Consider the following 20,489-nt stretch of genomic DNA (forward strand, 5'->3'; position numbering starts at 1 on the left):
CTTTACTGGGGGCCGACACCGGCGCAACGGTGTGCGTGAGCACGCTTGGTGTGGCCGTGGCTGGGCCGATTATCTGGGGGTTTGCTGTGTTCCCGTTGTCATTCGCTCAGCGGCGGCTATGGTTTCTCGGCCAGCTGGAGGGGCCTGCGGCGACGTACAACGTGCCCTTCGGGTTGCGTTTTGTCGGGGGTCTGGATGTGGGAGCTCTGCAGGCGGCGCTGAATGACGTGGTGGAGCGGCATGAGGCTTTGCGGTGTGTTTTCCCGGAGCGGGACGGGGTGCCGCGACAGGAGGTGCTGCGGCCGGATCAGGCGCGGGTCGAGTTGCGGCTGAGCGATGTGACCGTTGACGAGCTGCCGCGGGTGATGAGCGAGGTGGCGGCGCGGCCGTTTGATCTGGCGTGCGACATTCCGGTGCGGGCGTGGCTGTTCCGGCTGGCGCCCCGGACGCACGTGTTGGTGCTGGTGCTGCATCACATCGCGTGTGACGGCTGGTCACTGGCACCTTTGACGCGGGATCTGGGGGAGGCGTACCAGGCCCGGTGCCGGGGGGTGGCGCCGGAGTGGGTGCCGTTGCCGGTCGCTTACAGCGACTACACCGTGTGGCACGAGGAGTTGGTGGCGCAGGTCGGACCGGAACAACTGGGGTACTGGCGCGAGACGCTGGCGGGGGCACCACCGGAGTTGGCGTTGCCGGCCGACAGGCCGTACCCGGCTGATCCGACGCACCACGGCGGGCTCGCCCGCTTCACTCTCGACGCCGAGCTGCATCGGGCGTTGACGCGGCTGGGGCAGGGGCAGGGCGCCAGCTTGTTCATGGTGCTGCAGGCCGGGCTTGCGGTCTGGCTGCAGCGGCACGGCGCGGGGGACGACGTCGTGGTCGGCACCGCGGTGGCGGGGCGCACTGACGAGGCCCTGGAGGATCTGGTCGGGTTCTTCGTGAACACACTGGTGCTGCGGACCGACCTGTCGGGAGATCCGTCCTTCGTGGAGTTGCTGCGCCGGGTCCGTGAGACGGATCTGGGTGCGTACCGCAATCAGGATGTCCCGTTCGACCTGCTGGTGGAGGATCTGGCTCCGCACCGGTCGGCGGCCCGGCAGCCCCTGTTCCAGGTGATGCTGGTGCTGCAGTCCGACACACTCGCCTGGCCGCGGACCGCCGATCTGGTCGTGTCCCGGGAACAGGTCAGCACGGAGGTCGCGAAGTTCGACCTCGTGGTCAGCTTCAGCGAGGCGTTCGACGCCACCGGCGCGCCCGCAGGGCTCACCGGCCAGATCGAGTACGCGACCGACATCTTCGATCAGGCCACGGTGGACTCGCTTGCGGACCATCTGGTGCGCGTCCTGCGGCTGGTGGTGGCCGAACCGCAGTCCCGGATCACCGGAATCGACCTGCTCTCCGACCACGAACGACACACGACCCTCGTCGAGTGGAACGACACAGCGGCCGAGGTACCGCGGAAGTGCGTCCACGAACTGTTCGAAGCCCAGGTGCGCCGCACCCCCACGGCCACCGCCCTGGTCTTCGAAGACACCGAGATCTCGTACGAAGAACTCGACACCCGTGCCGACCGCCTGGCACACCACCTCATCGACCACGGCGTAGGCGCCGAGGAGGTGGTGGGCGTCTACCTGAACCGTGGGGTGGAGATGGTGGTCGCGGTGCTGGCCGTACTCAAGGCCGGCGGCGCCTACACGATGCTGGACACGGGTTTCCCCGTCGACCGGCTGCTCTCGGTGGCCGACGACGCCGGCGCCCGTGTGGTCATCACCGATTCGGCACTGGCCGGTCGGACCTCCTGGCAGGGTGTGGACTTCGTCCGAGTGGACTCCGCGGCGGAGTGGACCAGGCGGCGGGCGGACTCCGAACCCGTGGCAGCCGGGGATCCGGAGTCCGTGGCGTGTGTGATGTTCACGTCGGGCTCGACAGGCCGGCCCAAGGGCGTGCTCACCACCCACCGGGCTTTGGTGGGCACGTTCAGCGGTCAGGACTATGTGGACTACGGGCCCGATCAGGTGTGGCTGCAAACCTCACCGGTGTCGTGGGACGGTTTCGCCGTGGAGTTGCTCGCGCCACTGCTCGGCGGTGCCACGGTCGTGCTCTACCCGGAACCGAAGCTGGACGTCCACAGCATCGTCCACGCGATCAACAGGCACGGCGTGACCGCCTTGCAGGTGTCGGCCAGTCTCTTCAACCTCCTGGTCGAACATCAACCAGAAGTCCTCCACAGGCTCGGTTACATCATGACGGCCGGCGAAGCCGCGTCGGTGGCCCATGTGGCCGCCGCATTGCAGGAGTCCGCAGGACTGCGCGTTCTCAACGGCTACGGCCCCGTGGAGAACATGGGACTCTCCACGACCCACCTGGCCACGAGGCGTGATGTCGAGCGCGGAGTCGTACCGGTGGGGCGGCCGTTGGTGAACAAGCAGGTGTTCGTGCTGGACGAACAGCTGCTTCCGGTACCGGTGGGCGTGACGGGCGAGCTCTACGTCGCAGGTTCCGGCCTGGCGCGGGGTTACCTGGGCTGGCCGGGTATGACGGCCGAGCGCTTCGTCGCGTGCCCGTTCGGGCTGCCGGGAGAGCGGATGTACCGCACCGGCGATCTGGTCCGGTGGAACCGTGACGGGCAGCTGGTATTCGCGGGTCGTGCCGACGATCAGGTGAAGGTGCGGGGTTTCCGCATCGAGTTGGGTGAGGTCGAGGCGGCGCTGGCCGCACATCCGGAGGTCGGCCAGGTTTCCGTGCTGGTCCGTGAGGACCGGCCGGGCGACAGGCGTCTGGTCGCCTACGTGACACCGCAGAAGGGTTGCGCGCCGGATCCGGCCGGCCTGCGTGGCTTCACGGCCCGACGGCTGCCGGAGCACATGGTGCCGTCGGCGGTCGTGGTTCTGGAGGCGTTGCCGTTGACGCCGAACGGCAAGGTGGACCGGCGGGCGCTGCCCGTGCCGGAGTACGGTGGCGAAGGCGGCTACCGGGCGCCGCGGACTCCGCAGGAGGAGATCCTCTGCGGTCTGTTCGCCGACGTGCTCGGTGTCACCGATGTCGGAATCGACGACAACTTCTTCGACCTGGGCGGGCACTCGCTGCTCGCGATCCGGCTGATCAGCCGGATCCGCGCCGTGCTCGGCGCCGAACTGGGCATCCGGAACCTGTTCCAGGCCCCCACCGTCGCCGGCGTCTCCGACAACCTGCACACCGGCCGAACCCGGCCCGTGCTGGCACCACGCGCCCGCCCTGCCGTACTGCCGCTGTCCGCCGCACAACGAAGGCTGTGGTTCCTGACCCGGATGGAGGGGCCGAGCGCGACGTACAACGCGCCGCTGAGTCTGCGACTGCGAGGCGCGGTGGACACACCCGCTCTGCAGACGGCACTGGCCGACGTGGTGAACCGGCACGAAGCCCTGCGCACCGTGTTTCCCGAGCAGGACGGTGAACCCTTCCAGCAGGTGGTCTCCGGCGAGCGGGCCGTTCCCGTGGTGCAGGTGCGGAACTGCGCCGACGAGGACGCCTTGGCCGACGCGCTGAATGAGGCTGAGCACTGCGTTTTCGATCTGTCGGCCGAGCTGCCGATCCGGGCGTACTTGTTCGGTGTCGGCGCGCAGGAGCACGTACTCGTCCTGGTGGTTCACCACATCGCCACCGACGGCTGGTCCTTGACTCCGTTGCTGCGTGACGTGGCGACCGCTTATGTGGCCCGGTGCCGAGGCGCTGAGCCGCAGTGGTCCGCCCTGCCGGTGCAGTACGCCGACTACACCTTGTGGCAGAGGGAACTGCTGGGTGCCGCCGATGACCCCGACAGTCGACTCGCCGAACAGGTGAACTACTGGGTCGGCGCGTTGGCGGGCGTGCCCGACCAGCTGGAGCTGCGTTTCGATCGGCCGCGACCGGTCGAGGCCAGCTACCGGGGCGGTCGCGTGGAATGGAGGGTCGGGCCGGAACTTCACGCACGGCTGAAAGAGCTGGCCGCCGCCCATCACGTCACCTTGTTCATGGTGCTGCAGGCCGGGTTGGCCGCGCTGCTGAGCAAGCTGGGTGCCGGGTCGGATGTTCCGATCGGGACCTCGATCGCCGGCCGCACCGATGTAGCACTCGACGACCTGGTGGGATTCTTCGTCAACACTCTGGTGCTGCGCACCGACACCTCGGGCGAGCCGACCTTCACCGAGCTCCTGGACCGGGTCCGTGAGACCGACTTGGCCGCGTTCGCTCACCAGGACGTCCCCTTCGAGCAACTGGTGGAGGTTCTCAACCCGGCCAGGTCCACCGCCCACCACCCGCTGTTCCAGATCATGCTGGTGGTGCAGAACAACGACGAGGCCACCCTCGAACTACCCGGCCTGGAGGTGACCGTGGAACCTCCCGCCTACAGCGCCGAGAAGTTCGACCTCACCGCCGCCTTCGCCGAGACCCACGACGAATCCGGTGCCCCCGCCGGACTGACCGCGGTCTTCAGCTACGCCACGGACCTGTTCGACCAGGCCACGATCGAGGCGATGGCCGCCCGGCTGGTCCGCCTGCTGGACTCGGTGACCGCCGATCCGAGCCATGTTCCCGACCGCCTCGACCTCCTCTCCGACGAGGAACGGCACATGATCCTGGTCGAGTGGAACGACACCGCGGTCGAGGTTCCCCATCAGTGCGCCCACGAACTCTTCGAAGCCCAGGTGCGCCGCACCCCCACAGCCACCGCCGTGGTCTGCGAAGACACCGAGATCTCGTACGAAGAACTCAACACCCGCGCCAACCGCCTGGCACACCACCTCATCGACCACGGAGTGGGCGCGGAAGCCCTCGTGGCCCTGCCACTCCCGCGCTCCATCGACCTCGTCGTCGCGGTTCTCGCCGTGCTGAAAGCCGGTGGCGCCTACCTTCCCATCGACCTCGACCACCCGCAGGACCGCATCAACGACGTGATCAACGATGCGCGACCGGTACTCACCCTCCACGAGCTACCTGACGTGACCACCTGTCCGGCGGCCAACCCGGAGACACCCACGAAACCGGCCGACCCGGCATACGTCATCTACACCTCCGGCTCCACCGGAAAGCCCAAGGGCGTGGTGATCGAACACGCCGCTCTGGGGGCCTATCTGCTCCGAGCGCGAGAGGTGTACCCCGACGCGGCCGGTACGGCGTTGGTGAATTCGTCCTTCGCGTTCGACCTGACGGTCACGGCGCTCTACACCACCCTGGTGAGTGGAGGGCGCGTGGTCCTGGCCGAACTGGACGAACGCGCCGGCACGGTCGGCCGGCCTTCGTTCATGAAGCTCACACCGTCGCACCTCGGGATACTCGAGAACCTCCCGGAGGAAGTCTCCCCGTCCGGAACCCTGATCCTCGGCGGGGAGATGCTGACCGGCCACGCACTGCGGAGGATGCGCGCGACGCACCCGGGCCTGACGGTGGTCAACGCCTACGGTGCTACCGAGACCACGGTGAACAGCACCGAGTTCCGCATCGCCCCGGGACATGTCCTCGATCCGGGCGCGGTGCCGATCGGCCGTCCGTTCTGGAACACGCGCGTCTATGTCCTGGACCAGTCGTTGCGGCCGGTGCCACCCGGCGTGGTGGGGGAGCTGTACGTGGCGGGTTCGGGTCTTGCCCGCGGCTACCTCGATCGGCCCGGCCTGACCGCTCAGCGGTTCGTCGCCAACCCCTGGGGTGACGGGGAGCGCATGTACCGCACCGGGGATCTGGGGCTGTGGAACGCCGAGGGTCAGCTGGCCTGCGTCGGCCGTGCCGACAATCAGGTGAAGGTGCGGGGTTTCCGCATCGAGTTGGGTGAGGTCGAGGCGGCGCTGGCCGCACATCCGGAGGTCGGCCAGGTTTCCGTGCTGGTCCGTGAGGACCGGCCGGGCGACAGGCGTCTGGTCGCCTACGTGACACCGCAGAAGGGTTGCGCGCCGGATCCGGCCGGCCTGCGTGGCTTCACGGCCCGACGGCTGCCGGAGCACATGGTGCCGTCGGCGGTCGTGGTTCTGGAGGCGTTGCCGTTGACGCCGAACGGCAAGGTGGACCGGCGGGCGCTGCCCGTGCCGGAGTACGGTGGCGAAGGCGGCTACCGGGCGCCGCGGACTCCGCAGGAGGAGATCCTCTGCGGTCTGTTCGCCGACGTGCTCGGTGTCACCGATGTCGGAATCGACGACAACTTCTTCGACCTGGGCGGGCACTCGCTGCTCGCGATCCGGCTGATCAGCCGGATCCGCGCCGTGCTCGGCGCCGAACTGGGCATCCGGAACCTGTTCCAGGCCCCCACCGTCGCCGGCGTCTCCGACAACCTGCACACCGGCCGAACCCGGCCCGTGCTGGCACCACGCGCCCGCCCTGCCGTACTGCCGCTGTCCGCCGCACAACGAAGGCTGTGGTTCCTGGCCCAGGTGGAGGGGCCGAGCGCGACGTACAACGCGCCGCTGAGTCTGCGACTGCGAGGCGCGGTGGACACACCCGCTCTGCAGGCGGCACTGGCCGACGTGGTGGACCGGCACGAAGCCCTGCGCACCGTGTTTCCCGAGCAGGACGGTGAACCCTTCCAGCGGATACTCCCCCCTGCCGAGGCGGTGCCGGAGTTGGTGGTCACCGCTGCCGATGAGCAAGGTCTGGCCCAGGCCCTGGAGGCGGCCGCCGGCCAGCACTTCGACCTGGCCACCGATCTGCTGCTGCGGGCGCGGCTGTTCACCCTGACCGACGACGAGTCCGTGTTGCTGCTCCTGAAGCACCACATGGTCAGTGACGGCTGGTCGACGGGGATGCTGATGCGGGACCTTGCGACGGCTTATGCCGCCCGCTGCCAGGAACGGGAGCCCCTGTGGGAGCAACTCCCGGTCCACTACGCCGACTACGCGCTGTGGCAGCTTGAGATGCTCGGCCAGGAGGACGACCCGGACAGCGTGCTGAGTCAGCAGTCCGCCTTCTGGCGTCAAGCCCTGGCCGGGGCACCGGAACTGCTGGAACTGCCCACCGACCGGCCCCGCCCGGCGGTGTCCGGCCATGGCGGTGCCTCCGTCCCCCTCTCCATCGACGCGGAACTGCACACACGGCTGATGGAGGTGGCCAAGGCCCGGGGCTGCACCCTGTACATGGTCCTGCAGGCCGCATTCGCCGCGCTCCTGACCCGTCTCGGTGCGGGCACGGACATTCCGATCGGATCAGCGGTGGCCGGGCGCGGGGACGACGCCCTGGGCGACCTGGTCGGCTTCTTCGTCAACACCCTCGTCCTGCGCACGGACACCTCCGAGGATCCCACCTTCACCGAGCTTCTGGACCGAGTGCGCGAGACCGACCTGGCCGCCTACGCCCACCAGGACCTCCCCTTCGAACGACTCGTCGAGATCCTCAACCCACCCCGCAGCCTGTCCCACCACCCCCTGTTCCAGGTCATGCTCGTTCTCCAGAACAACGACCACCACGACTCCTCCCTCCACGATCTGGAGGTCCGCGAGTGGCCGATCGCCCAGTCCGGGGCCAAGATCGATCTCGCTTTGACCGTGGGGGAGACAAGAGGTGGCGGACTGGCCGGGGCGCTCGAGTACGCCACCGACCTGTTCGACCGGGCCACCGCGGAGAGCGTGTGCCGGCGGCTGACCCGCATGCTCACCGTCCTCGCTGACGACCCCGAGGGACGCATCAGCGAGGCCGACCTCCTCACCCCGCAGGAGCGTCGGCGGATGTTGGTGGAGTGGAACGACACCGGCCGTGAGGTACCCGCGGCCACGTTGCCCGAGCTGTTCGAGGCCAGGGCGGCGGCGGCACCGGACAGCGTGGCGGTGGTCCACGGGGACACCGAGCTGACCTATGCCGAACTGAACGCCTGGGCCAACCGGCTCGCCCACCACCTGATCAGCTGCGGCATCGGCCCCGAGGACGTGGTCGGACTGGCGATGCCCAGGTCGGCGCGGATGGTCGTGGCGTTGCTGGCGGTGCTCAAGGCGGGTGCGGCGTACATGCCGATCGACACCGAGTATCCGCCCGAGCGGATCGCGTTCATGCTCGATGACGCCGCCCCCGTGTGTGTGATCACCACTGCCGGTACGGCACCCGGCTTGCCTGTCGGCACCGAGGTGCTGACATTGGACGATCCCTCCGTCGAGACGGTTCTCGCCGCCCAGCCGGACACCGACCCCGGCGACCGGGACCGTCGCGCACCGCTGTCCCTGGCCAATCCCGCCTACGTCATCTACACGTCCGGATCCACCGGACGCCCCAAGGGCGTCGCCGTCACCCACCACGGGATCGCGGGCCTCGTCGCCAACCAGGCCGACCGCTACGACGTCGACCCCCACAGCAGGGTCCTCCAGTTCGCCTCCCTGAGCTTCGACGTAACCGTTTCCGAATACTGCCTCTCACTGCTGTCCGGGGCACGGCTGATACTTCCTCCGGCAACGATGTACGGAGAATCCCTCAGCGACTTCATTCGCGAGAACGGAGTCACTCATGCTCATATCCCTCCTGCGGTGCTGAGCAGCCTTCCCGGCACGCGCCTGCCGGACCTGAGGGTGTTGATCACGGGTAGCGAGGCGCTGTCGGCCGACCTGGTGGCGCGCTGGGCGCCGGGCCGGAGGATGGTCAACGCGTACGGCCCCACGGAAGCGACCGTCGACGTGGCGTCCTGGATCTTCGAGGGGCTCGCCGAGGGCGAGCGAGTGGACGACATTCCCATCGGCCGTCCTGTGACCAACACGCGGGTGTTCGTGTTGGACGAGAAGTTGAGTCCGGTTCCGGTGGGAGTCGCGGGTGAGCTGTACGTCGCGGGTGCGGGGCTGGCTCGTGGGTATCTGAACCGGCCGGGGCTGACCGCGGGCCGGTTCGTGGCCAACCCGTTCGGGCCGGCGGGATCGCGGATGTACCGCACCGGCGATCTTGTGCGGTGGCACGCGCAGGGGTATCTGGCGTTCCTGGGGCGGACGGACGACCAGGTGAAGGTGCGCGGGTTCCGCATCGAGCTGGGTGAGATCGAGTCGGTGCTGCTGCAGGACGAGGAGGTCGGCCAGTCGGTCGCGGTGGTGCGGGAGGACCGCCCCGGGGACAAGCGGATCGTCGCGTATGTGGTCGCGGCCGCCGGCAGGGCGGTGGATCCGGCCGCGGTACGCGAGCGCGCCGCGGCTGCGCTGCCGGAGTACATGGTGCCTTCGGCGGTGGTGGTGATGGAGGCGCTGCCGCTGACCGCGAACAGGAAGCTCGACCGTCGGCGGTTGCCCGCGCCGGACTACTCCACCGCGCACGGGCGGCCCCCGCGCACGGAGCAGGAGAAGGTGCTGTGCGCGCTGTTCGCCGAGGTTCTCGGACTTGACGAGGTGTCCGTCGATGACTCGTTCTTCGATCTGGGCGGGCATTCTCTGCTCGCGACCCGCCTGATCAGCCGCGTCCGCGCGGTGATGAACACCGAGATCTCCGTGCGTACGCTCTTCCAGGCCCCCACCGTGGCCGCCCTGAGCCGGCAGCTCCATCTCGCGCCCTCGGGGGACGCACTCAGCCCTGTCCTTCCTCTCCGCTCCGGCGGAGGGCGTCTCCCCGTCTTCTGCGTGCATCCGGTCGGCGGTACGAGCTGGTGTTATTCCGGATTGCTGCAGCACTTCGGACCGGACTACCCGTTGTACGGAATCCAGGCCCGCGGGCTCAACGAGGAATCGCCCCTGCCTCGGTCCATCGAGGAAATGGCTCGCAGCTACGTCGACGAAATCCTCACGATTCAGAAGGATGGTCCGTATCGCCTGGTCGGATGGTCTCTCGGCGGAACCACGGCTCACGCGATGGCGATAGAACTGCAAAATCGTGGCTACGACGTCGAATTCCTTGCTATGCTCGACTCTTCTCCGCGCCCTGCTCCTCTGCAGGGGGAATCCGCTCGCCCTGAGGCCATTCTCAAGGTAATGATGGAGGCCTTCGGGGCGGAGACCGGGAGCCTGGGTGAATCCCCCAGCCTGGACCAGGCCGTTGCGCTCATGCAGAAAAAGATGAGCACGCTGGGGTCCTTGGCGAAGGAACAGGTGCAGAGGGTTCTCGAGGTAGCCCTGAACTCGGCTCGGATCGGCAGCCTTCCACGTTCGGTCGGCCGAATGTCCGGGGACCTGCACCTCTATTCTGCGGTCGGCGACAACGAGCGTGGTTCAGCGGACGCTGCGGCAGTGTGGGCGCAATATTGCACCGGACAGGTTCACGTACACGAAATCAACTGCTCACACGGGGAAATGATGTCCCCTGAGCCGTTGTCGATCATCGCCAAGACTTTGGTGGCCAAAGTGTGCGAGCTGGAGGAGAACAGGAATGAAGAATCCGTTTGAGCGGGACGATGTCGAGTACTACGCCCTCGTGAATGAGGAGGGTCAGTACTCGCTGTGGCCCACCACGATCGAGGTTCCCAAGGGATGGAGCGTGGCTCTCGGCCCGTCGGACAGGCAATCGGTCGTGACCTTCATCGAAGAAACGTGGACGGACATGCGACCCAAGAGCCTGATCGACGCCATGGACAACCCGGCTCGGTAGCCGCAAACCGACCTGAATCATTCGTATCAAATCTGACAGGGAGTAACCCGTGGTAAATCCGTCACCGTTGTCCGACCCTGAAATCGTCCCGAACCCCTACCCCGTCTATGCGGACCTTGCGGCGCGAGAGCCCATCCACTGGTGTGAAGGCTTGAACGCCTGGGCCATACTGAGGCACGAGGACTGCGCGAGCGTGCTGCAGGATTCCCGGTTCAAGGCCGAACGCATGGAAGAGATTCTCAGCGGCAAGTTCGACGGTCGCACGCTGCCGGCCGACAATATCTATCATCGGTTCACCAGCAATGTCATGATGTACACCGATGCCCCGCGTCACGGTGCGCTGAGGAAATCCACGCACGCCGGCTTCACCCGGGCGGCCCACGAGCACTACAGCCAGGTCATCGAGCGTGTCGCCCACGATCTGGTCGCCGGCATTCCGGACGATGCGAAGGTCATCGACGCCGTCGCCGAGCTGGCCGAAAAGCTTCCCGTGAACGCCGCTGTGCACGCCTTCGGAGTCCCCGAAGAGGACCTCGACACCGTGGTACCGAGCGTGAACAAGGTGATGACCTACTGGTCGGGGCCCCAGGAGCAGCCGGTCGAGCTCGACCACCTGCTCGAGCACCTCACGGACCTGCACATCTACGCCCTCGAACTCGTTCAGGGCAAGCGCGGCAAGGTCCTTCCGGACACGGTCATCGCCCGTCTTGCGGCGGGCCTTGCGGACCAGACCGACGTCACGCCGGAGCAGACCGTGCATCAGCTGGTCCTTCTGCTGATCGCACTGTTCGCGCCCACGACGCCGGGATCCGTCGGCAGTGGCATGCTCGCATTCGCGACGAACCCCGACCAGATCGCACGTTTTCTGGAGAACCCCGCGTGCGTTGACAACGTCGCGAACGAGGTGGTCCGCTACAACGCGTCGAACCAGTTCACGTGGCGCGTTGCGGCGACGGACGTGGAACTGCGTGGTGTCCGCATCAAGGAGGGACAGCGGGTTGCCCTGTTCCTGGGGGCGGCGAACCGGGATCCGGACGTTTTCGAGAACCCGGACAAGTTCGACCTCGATCGGAAGAACAGCGGCAAGAACCTGTCGTTCGGCTTCGGGCCGCACGCATGTCTCGGTCGGCAAATCGCCAGCCTCGAGATCAAGTGGTTCTTCGTCGCCCTGTTCGCGCGTTTCCCGATGATCCGGCTGGCGGGCGAGCCCGACTGGAACAGCAATCTCGAGTTCCGGTCGCTGCGCTCCCTTCCGTTGAGCCTGGGCTGACGAGCCCCGAGAACACACATGGACACCGAACCGCTCCTGGCAAGGACTCCTGGCCAGCACGCCCCCTCCGTCGGGAGCAGCAGTACCGCCGACGTCGACGAAGCGGAGGAATTCCTACGCCAGTTCCACGCCGAGCAGCCTGACCAGCCCGTCCCGATCGCAGTGCGTCTGGGACAGGTCGTCGCCGAGATCGACACCACGGGCGCCTACCGGCACACCTCCGAGGAGCTGACCTTTGGTGCCCGGGTGGCCTGGCGCAACTCCAGCCGCTGTATCGGCCGGGCCTACTGGAACAGCCTTCGCGTGGTGGACCGACGGGACGTGACAGAGCCCGAGGAGATTCACCGGCACCTCTGTGCACACCTGCGTCAGGCGACGAACGACGGACGCATCCGCCCGGTCATCTCGATCTTTGATCCCGACACCCCCGAGCGGCCTGCCCCCAGAGTGTGGAACGACCAGCTCATCAGGTACGCCGGCTACCGTCGGCAGGACGGCACCGTTCTCGGTGACGCCACGTACGTCGACTTCACCAACGTCGTCCGCGAGCTGGGCTGGCCGGCCCCTCAAGGTCCCTTCGACGTGCTGCCGTTGGTCATCGAGACCGCCGGCGACAAGCCACAGCTCTTCGAGCTGCCACCCGATCTGATCCGTGAAGTGCCGATCACCCACCCGGACCATCCACAGATCACGGATCTGGCGTTGCGCTGGTACGCCGTACCGGCGATCTCCAACATGCGCCTGCGCATCGGCGGGATCGACTATCCCCTGGCCCCGTTCAACGGCTGGTACATGGGCACTGAGATCGGCGCGCGCAACCTGGTCGACGAGGACCGGTTCAACCTGCTGCCGACCGTCGCAGCATGCCTCGGCCTGGATACCAGCAGCGAAACCACCCTGTGGCGTGATCGCGCGCTGGTCGAGCTCAACGTTGCCGTGTTGCATTCCTTCACCGCCGCCGGTGTCACGATCAGCGACCACCACACCGAATCCCGCCTCTTCCTGGCCCACTTGGCCCGGGAGGAACGCAACGGCCGCACCGTGTCCGCGGACTGGAGCTGGATCGTCCCCCCGATCTCCGGCGGCATCACGCCTGTCTTCCATCGCTACTACGACGAAATCGAGCAGCGCCCCAACTTCTACCTCGACGACGAGGCTCAGGCTCGCAGTCGGGGGAAATGCCCGTACGCGCACTGACCACCACGGCAATCAGGAGGACAGCAATGATCGAAGCCCAGCAGGCCCGCTCGTGGAAGGTAGCGGCACAGCTCTACAACTCGGCCGTCGCCGCATCGGCCATCGGAGCCGCCTGGGAGTTGGGCGCGCTGGACGAGCTGCACGACAAGGGGGAGCTGGACGCCCACGAGTTCGCGGCTCGCAACGACCTGGACCCGGCGTCGACCCTCGCGATGTTCAGGGCGCTGGCCGCGGTGAACATCGTGGAAAGGGATGGCACGAGGGTGACCCCCACGGCGGACTTCGCCGAGATACAGCAGACACGATCGTTCTTTCACTGGCTCACCAGGGGCAGCGCGGAGTTGTTCCGCCAGATGCCGCTGGTTCTCCGGAACCAGCACCGCGGTGGCGAGCTCGATCCGCGAGATCCGGCGGCGGTCGCCTACGCGTGCCGCGAGATCAACGCCCTCACCTACGATCCCTGGTTCTGGTCGGCCATCGACGGGATCGACTTCGATTTCAGCATGGTCGCCGACCTCGGGTGCGGTAGCGGCGATCGGCTCATCAAGATCCTGCGACGCCATCCGGGGGCCAGCGGGATCGGCGTCGACATCGCCGCCGACTCGCTGAAGGTGGCCGAGTCCGACGCCGTCGGTGCCGGGCTTTCCGACCGTCTGACGTTCGTCACCGCCGACGTACGGACGATGGACCGGCGCCCCGAGTTCGCCGAGGTCGAATTGCTGACGTGTTTCATGATGGGGCACGACTTCTGGCCGAGGGAACGTTGCATCGCCACCCTCGCCCGCATTCGTGAACTCTTCCCCAACGTCAAGCGGTTCCTGCTCGGCGACGCAACGAGGACGGTCGGCACCTCCGACCGGGAGCTTCCCGTTTTCACCCTCGGCTTCGAGGTGGCCCACGACATGATGGGGACATTCCTGCCCACCGTCGCCGACTGGGAGTCCGCATTCGCGGAGAGCGGTTGGAGGCTGCGGCACAGGCATTCGATCGACATGACGGTCGGAGAGGTCATCTTCGAGCTCGAACCCGCGTGACCTGACTCTCGCAGTCGGTTCGACGCACGGCACACCCCGTCAGACAACTACGCTCCGAGAAGGTGGCAAGATGCCCGATCCGCACGACGCAAGGCCCCTGCCGGTGACGGTCACCCAGGAGGGTCTGTTGTCTCATGCGGAGGTCGAGCGGGATCTGCGTGGCGAAGAGACGACGCAGGTCGTGCTCACCGTGGACGGTCACCTCGACCTGGAGGAGCTCCACACCCGCGCCGGCCGGATCACCAGGGCGCATCCCCAACTGCTCGCCCGCTTCGACCGCGACGCCATGGGCGGCTCGGTGCGTATCGCCCGCCCCGAGGGCCGCCTGCCCTTGGTGCAGCGACACGTCTCGGTGGGCGCCGAGGCCGACGCAACGGTCCGGCAGGTGGCAGAGGACGAATGGGAACGCGAATTCGACCCGACAGGTGACGAACCCCTGATGCGACTGGTCGTCATGACGACCGGGCAAGGCTCGCGTCACCACATCGTCCTCACCGGCCATCGCGCGGTGCTCACCCTTCAAGCCGCCCACGACACCCTCGCCACCATGCTCGGTGGTGACCTGCGGGACGGGACGCACGGAACTTCGCAGGGGACCGCGGAGGCGGGACGGCCGTCAGAGGCCGACACACACAGTGCCTGGCGGGAAGCGCTGGGCGACCTCGACGAACCCTGCCTGCTCGGACACTCGGCCGCGACCGTCCCGAACCGAGAGCCGCGACGACGATCCGAGTCGCTGTCCGTGCCCGTACCGCCCGACCTCGGCCTGCTTCCCGGCCGTCTCGGCATTGCACCCGAAGCGCTTTACCAGACCGTTTGGGCTTTGGTGTGCATGAGGCTGAAGAACCGCTGGGAAGCGGTTCTCGGCGACACGGACGACCTTCCCGTCCGGGTTGCGGCCGCACCACACGACTCGTTCGCCGACGTAGTCCGGCGCACCGACGCGTGCAACGGGTTCCTGGCCGCCCACCGCCATGCGGCTGCCGCGACGCTGGAGGACGTGTCGGGGCTTGCGGGCGCCCTCTTCGACACCGCGGTCGTCGTCGACGCCCGTCGTTGGGATCCCGCTTCGCTCGGTCTCGGCGAAACGGGTGGCGACGAGCCCACCGACCTGGCCGTGCTGGGCGTACGACTGCGCGACACCACGCGACACGCCGCCACTCTCGTCGTGCGCACTGCCCATGACGGCGGGCCGCCCAGCGTCGAACTGGTTCACCGGGCCGACCGGCTGGCAGCCGGCATGGCCCGAACCGCTGCCGATCTGCTCACCCGCGCCCTGGAGGTGGTGACCACCGAACCAGGAGCACGAGTCGGTGACATCGACTGGCTCGGCGAATCTCTGCGCCACAGCCTGCTCGTCGACTACAACGACACCGCCGAGCCGCTTCCGCAGGCACCGCTGCACGACCTGTTCACCGAGCAGAGAGGCCGTACGCCCGACGCCGTTGCCGTCGTCTGCGAGGGACGTGCTCTCACCTACGCCGGCCTGGACGCGGCCTCCAACCGGCTCGCCCACCTCATCATCGGCCTCGGAGTGAGGCCAGGCGACAACGTGGCCCTCTATCTGAGCCGCTCCGCCGAACTGATCGTTGCCGAACTGGCCGTGCTCAAGGCAGGCGCGGCGTATGTGCCGCTCGACCCGCGCCAGCCCGCGCAGCGACTCGCCTGGATCGTCGCGGACGCCGGAGCAACGCTGTTGCTCACTGACCGCCACCCGGCCGAACTGCCTTTCACCTGCGACATCCCAGTGGCTGGAGTCCCGGCGGGCGAAGACGCGGCCCATGCGGGAGACCCCGGCGCACCGGACGTCGACGTACACCCGGACCAGCTGGCGTACGTGATGTACACCTCGGGCTCCACCGGTACGCCCAAGGGCGTCGCCAACACACACCGCAACGTGGTCGAGCTCGCCCTTGACCCCTGCTGGGACGCGGCACGGCACCACCGGGTGCTCGCGTACTCGCCGCCTGCTTTCGACTCCTCCACCTACGAGATGTGGGTGCCGTTGCTGCACGGCGGTGCTCTGACGGTACTGACCGGAGACAAGATCGACCTCGGCGATCTGGCCCGAGCCGTGGCGGAGCACGGCATCACCGCCCTCTATCTGACCACCGCCCTGTTCGACGCCATGGCACAGGAGCAGGTCGAGGCCCTCGCCGCAGTGAGCGAGATCTGGACCGGCGGCGACGTGCTGTCGACCGCGGCGCTTCGCCGAGTCCTCGACGCCTGCCCGGACACCACCGTCGTCCACGTCTACGGTCCGACCGAGACGACGGTCTTCTGCAGCTACCAGATCTTCGAACCTCGGGTACGCCCGGTTGCGGGGCTCCACCTGGGCCGTCCCATGGCCAACACCGCGCTCTACGTCCTCGACGAGACCCTCGCCCCCGCCGCCCCTGGCGTCGCGGGTGAGCTGTATGTGGCTGGGTCGCATCTGGCGAGGGGTTACGTGGGTCGTGCGGGTCTGACCGCGGAGCGGTTCGTGGCCGATCCGTTCGGTGGGGCGGGGCGGCGTATGTACCGGACGGGTGACCTGGCGCGGTGGAGCCGGGACGGTGTGGTGGAGTTCGTGGGCCGGGCGGATGCGCAGGTGAAGCTGCGCGGGTTCCGGATCGAGCCGGCCGAGGTCGAAGCGGTGGTGCTGCGTGATGAGGCGGTCGCCCAGGCCGTGGTGGTCGTGCGTGAGGACCGGCCGGGTGACAAGCGCCTGGTGGCCTATCTGGTGCCGGGCGAGAACGCCGGTGTCGAGGTGGAGGCGCTTCGTCGTTCGGTCTCCGCGGTGCTGCCGCAGTTCATGGTGCCGTCCGCGTTCGTGGTGCTCGACGCCCTGCCGCTCACGGTCAACGGCAAAGTCGACCGGAGCGCGTTGCCGGCACCGGAATTCGGCGGCGGAGGCGGCCGAGCGCCTCGCGATCCCGTCGAGGAGATCCTGTGCGGCCTCTTCGCGGATCTGCTGGACCTCGAACACGTCGGCGTCGACGACAACTTCTTCGAACTCGGCGGCCACTCCCTGACCGCGACCAGACTGGTCAGCCGGATACGGGCGGTGTTCGGTGTCGATGTGACGGTGCGGGACGTCTTCAGCTGCCCGTCGGTCGCGGGGATGGCGGGTTCGGTCGCACTGGGCCGGTCGGCCGAGCGGCCGGCGCTGGAGCCGGTGGTGCCTCGTCCGGAGATCTTGCCGTTGTCGTTCGCGCAGCAGCGGTTGTGGTTCCTGGCGCAGCTGGAGGGTGGCTCGGCGACCTACAACATTCCGTTGGCGATCCGGTTGCGCGGGGGCGTGGACCGGGTCGCGCTGGCGGCCGCACTGGTTGACCTGGTGGGACGCCACGAGAGCCTGCGGACTGTGTTTCCCGTGGGAGAACGCGGCCCGGTCCAGCGGGTGCTGGCGCCTGCCGAGGTGGAGCTGGAGCTGCGTGTCGTGGTGACCTCCGAGGCCGAGTCGGGGGCGGTGCTGCGGGATGTGGCCCGGCACGTGTTCGACCTGGCGCAGGAGGTCCCGGTGCGAGCCACGTTGGTGGAGACGGGTCCGGACGAGTGCGTGCTGTCGTTGGTGGTCCATCACATCGCTTCCGACGGGTGGTCGAACACGCCGTTGCTGCGGGATCTGGCGGCGGCGTACGCGGCACGGGTGGCAGGGCGGGCGCCGGGTTGGGCGCCGTTGCCGGTGCAGTACGCCGACTATGCGCTGTGGCAACGGGAAGTGCTCGGCGACGCCGGTGATCCCAGCAGCCCGATGTCACGTCAGATGCGCTTCTGGCGGGACGCGCTCGCCGATCTGCCGGTGGAGGCGACACTGCCGGCCGACCGGCCCCGGCCTCCGGCGGCGACCTACCGGGGCGGCCGCGTCGATCTGCGCATCGATGCCGCCGTGCACGAGCGGCTGGTGCGGTTGTGCCGCACATGCGACGCCTCGTTGTTCATGGCCGTCCAAGCGGCCACCGCCGCAGTGCTCACCCTCAGCGGCACCGGGACCGACATTCCGCTCGGCTCACCGGTCGCCGGCCGGCACGACGTCGTCCTGGACGAGCTGGTCGGCTTCTTCATCAACACGTTGGTGCTGCGCACCGACACCAGCGGTGATCCCAGCTTCCGGCAGCTGCTGGCTCGGGTCCGGGAAACCGACCTGGCCGCCTGGACCCACCAGGACCTGCCCTTCGAACGCCTCGTCGAGGAACTGAGCCCCGAACGCTCCGCCTCCCGTCACCCCCTCTTCCAGACCATGCTCACCCTCGCCGACGCGGTCATCCCCGGACCGGCGATGCCCGGCCTGACCTCGGACGCGGAGGAGACCCCTGCCGGCTGGGCCCGGTTCGATCTGACCGTCAACTTCCGGGAGCACCGGCTGGAGGCGGGCCGCCCCGGTGGTCTGGACGTGGGTATCGAGTACGCCACCGACATCTTCGACGAGACCACCGTTCGTGCGTTCGGTGAACGGCTCGTGTGGTTCGTGGCCGGTGTGGTGGATGCGCCGGACCAGTCGATCGGCGACATCGACGTGCTCACGCCCGGTGAGCGGCAGTGGCTGTCGGGGGCGGGAACCGGTGAGCTGCCGGCCCGGCCGGCGACGTCTTTGCCGGAGGTCGTTCGAGCGCACGCCGTCGACCGGCCGCACGCGCCTGCCGTCGTGTGCGGTGAGCGCATGGTGACGTTCGCGGAGTTCGAGGAGCAGGCGAATCGTCTGGCTCGGCGGCTTGTCACGGCGGGGATCGGTCCCGAGTTGCGGGTTGCCGTGTTCCAGGACCGCAGCGTCGAGGCGCTGGTGTCGATGCTGGCGGTGCTGAAGGCCGGTGGGGCTTACGTCCCCCTGGACACTCGGTACCCCAGGGCGCGGATCGAGGAGATCCTGCGGCAGGCGTCGGCGACGATGGTGCTGACCGCTCGTGATGTGTCCGGCTCGGAGTTGCCGGACACGGTGCCGGTGTTGCGGGTGCCGCCGTTGGAGCAGTGGCGGCCGGGTGATCCTGTGACGCCGCCGCCGGACGTGCGGGTGCATCCCGATCAGCTCGCCTACGTCATGTTCACGTCCGGGTCGACGGGAGTGCCGAAGGGATCGGGCAACACGCACCGCAACATCGTGGAGTTGGTGCGTGACGAGGCGTTCGGCAACGGCGTGGCCGATCGGATGCTGCAGTACGCGCCGTTGGCCTTCGACGCGTCGACCCTCGAGATATGGGGTCCGCTGCTGCAGGGCGGGTGCGTGGAGGTGGCGCCGCCCGGGTCGCTGGATTCGATTGCGCTGGGCCGGTTGCTGACCGATCGGAAAGTGCCTGCGCTGTGGTTGCCCGCGGGCTTGTTCCATGTGCTCGCAGAGGAGAACCCGCAGGCCTTCCGCGAGCTTCGGGAAGTGTGGACGGGCGGGGATGTCGTTTCTCCCGAGGCGGTACGCCGGGTACTCGCGCACTGCCCGGACATCACCGTCCACAACGGCTACGGTCCGACCGAGAGTACCGTTTTCGCCACGGTGCACCGGGTGAACAAGACGTTGGGGCATCCGGGGGCGCTGCCCATCGGGACCCCGCTGGTCAATACCGGGATCTACATCCTGGATGAGGCTCTGCGCCCTGTTCCGCCGGGTGCCGTGGGTGAGCTGTATGTGGCTGGGTCGCATCTGGCGAGGGGTTACGTGGGTCGTGCGGGTCTGACCGCGGAGCGGTTCGTGGCCGATCCGTTCGGTGGGGTGGGACGGCGCATGTACCGGACGGGTGACCTGGCGCGGTGGAGCCGGGACGGTGTGGTGGAGTTCGTGGGCCGGGCGGATGCGCAGGTGAAGCTGCGCGGGTTCCGGATCGAGCCGGCCGAGGTCGAAGCGGTGGTGCTGCGTGATGAGGCAGTCGCCCAGGCCGTGGTGGTCGTGCGTGAGGACCGGCCGGGTGACAAGCGCCTGGTGGCCTATCTGGTGCCGGGCGAGAACGCCGGTGTCGACGTGGAGGCGCTTCGTCGTTCGGTCTCCGCGGTGCTGCCGCAGTTCATGGTGCCGTCCGCGTTCGTGGTGCTCGACGCCCTGCCGCTCACGGTCAACGGCAAAGTCGACCGGAGCGCGTTGCCGGCACCGGAATTCGGCGGCGGAGGCGGCCGAGCGCCTCGCGATCCCGTCGAGGAGATCCTGTGCGGCCTCTTCGCGGATCTGCTGGACCTCGGACACGTCGGCGTCGACGACAACTTCTTCGAACTCGGCGGCCACTCCCTGACCGCGACCAGACTGGTCAGCCGGATACGGACAGCCTTGGACGTCGACCTCTCCCTCGCGGATCTGTTCGAAGGTCCGACGGTGAGCCGGCTGGCCGGCCGGATCGAGGAGACGAGGCGCGCGAACGCCACGGCCCGGCCCAAGCTGCGGCCTCGCGGGCAGCGGTGAGTCGGTGAGCCCCTTTCATCTTCGGCGCGACCGGACTCACAGCCCGCCAGGTGCCGGGGCCGGGGTCGCGGCGGGGACGACGCGGTTCACCGCATCACCCGCCCCGCGCAGGCGTGGCGCGGGGCGCAGCCGCGGGCAGGGCGATGCGGGG

Annotated in this window: 6 protein-coding genes; all 6 read left to right on the forward strand. The window is 68.2% G+C overall.

What is annotated here, in order from left to right; translation table 11 throughout:
• The first annotated feature begins 35 nt into the window (after positions 1 to 35).
• The 6 genes from ACGFT2_RS01040 to ACGFT2_RS01065 all read left to right on the forward strand — a co-directional run bounded on the left by ACGFT2_RS01040 (position 36) and on the right by ACGFT2_RS01065 (position 20,338).
• Entirely contained in the window at positions 36 to 10,277 is a 10,242-nt protein-coding gene (locus tag ACGFT2_RS01040) for an amino acid adenylation domain-containing protein (protein WP_393272147.1), read from the forward strand.
• Entirely contained in the window at positions 10,261 to 10,479 is a 219-nt protein-coding gene (locus ACGFT2_RS01045) for an MbtH family protein (protein WP_393272149.1), read from the forward strand. Before ACGFT2_RS01040 ends, ACGFT2_RS01045 begins: the two co-directional genes overlap by 17 nt.
• Positions 10,480 to 10,528: 49 nt before the next feature.
• Positions 10,529 to 11,749 (forward strand): 4-nitrotryptophan synthase, encoded by a 1,221-nt coding sequence (txtE, locus tag ACGFT2_RS01050; protein ID WP_393272151.1) that lies wholly within the window; start codon positions 10,529 to 10,531, stop codon positions 11,747 to 11,749.
• 18 nt (positions 11,750 to 11,767) lie between these two features.
• Positions 11,768 to 12,946: a nitric oxide synthase oxygenase gene (locus ACGFT2_RS01055; protein ID WP_393272153.1), complete on the forward strand. Its 1,179-nt coding sequence runs from the start codon at positions 11,768 to 11,770 to the stop codon at positions 12,944 to 12,946.
• Positions 12,947 to 12,972: 26 nt separating this feature from the next.
• The gene (locus tag ACGFT2_RS01060; RefSeq protein WP_393272155.1) at positions 12,973 to 13,980 is read left to right on the forward strand and encodes a class I SAM-dependent methyltransferase; all 1,008 of its coding nucleotides are present in this window, start codon (positions 12,973 to 12,975) and stop codon (positions 13,978 to 13,980) included.
• A gap of 70 nt (positions 13,981 to 14,050) precedes the next feature.
• Positions 14,051 to 20,338: an amino acid adenylation domain-containing protein gene (locus tag ACGFT2_RS01065; RefSeq protein ID WP_393272157.1), complete on the forward strand. Its 6,288-nt coding sequence runs from the start codon at positions 14,051 to 14,053 to the stop codon at positions 20,336 to 20,338.
• Positions 20,339 to 20,489: the final 151 nt, after the last annotated feature.

The sequence above is a fragment of the Streptomyces sp. NPDC048514 genome (genome assembly GCF_043199955.1).
In the GTDB taxonomy this organism is placed as follows: domain Bacteria; phylum Actinomycetota; class Actinomycetes; order Streptomycetales; family Streptomycetaceae; genus Streptomyces.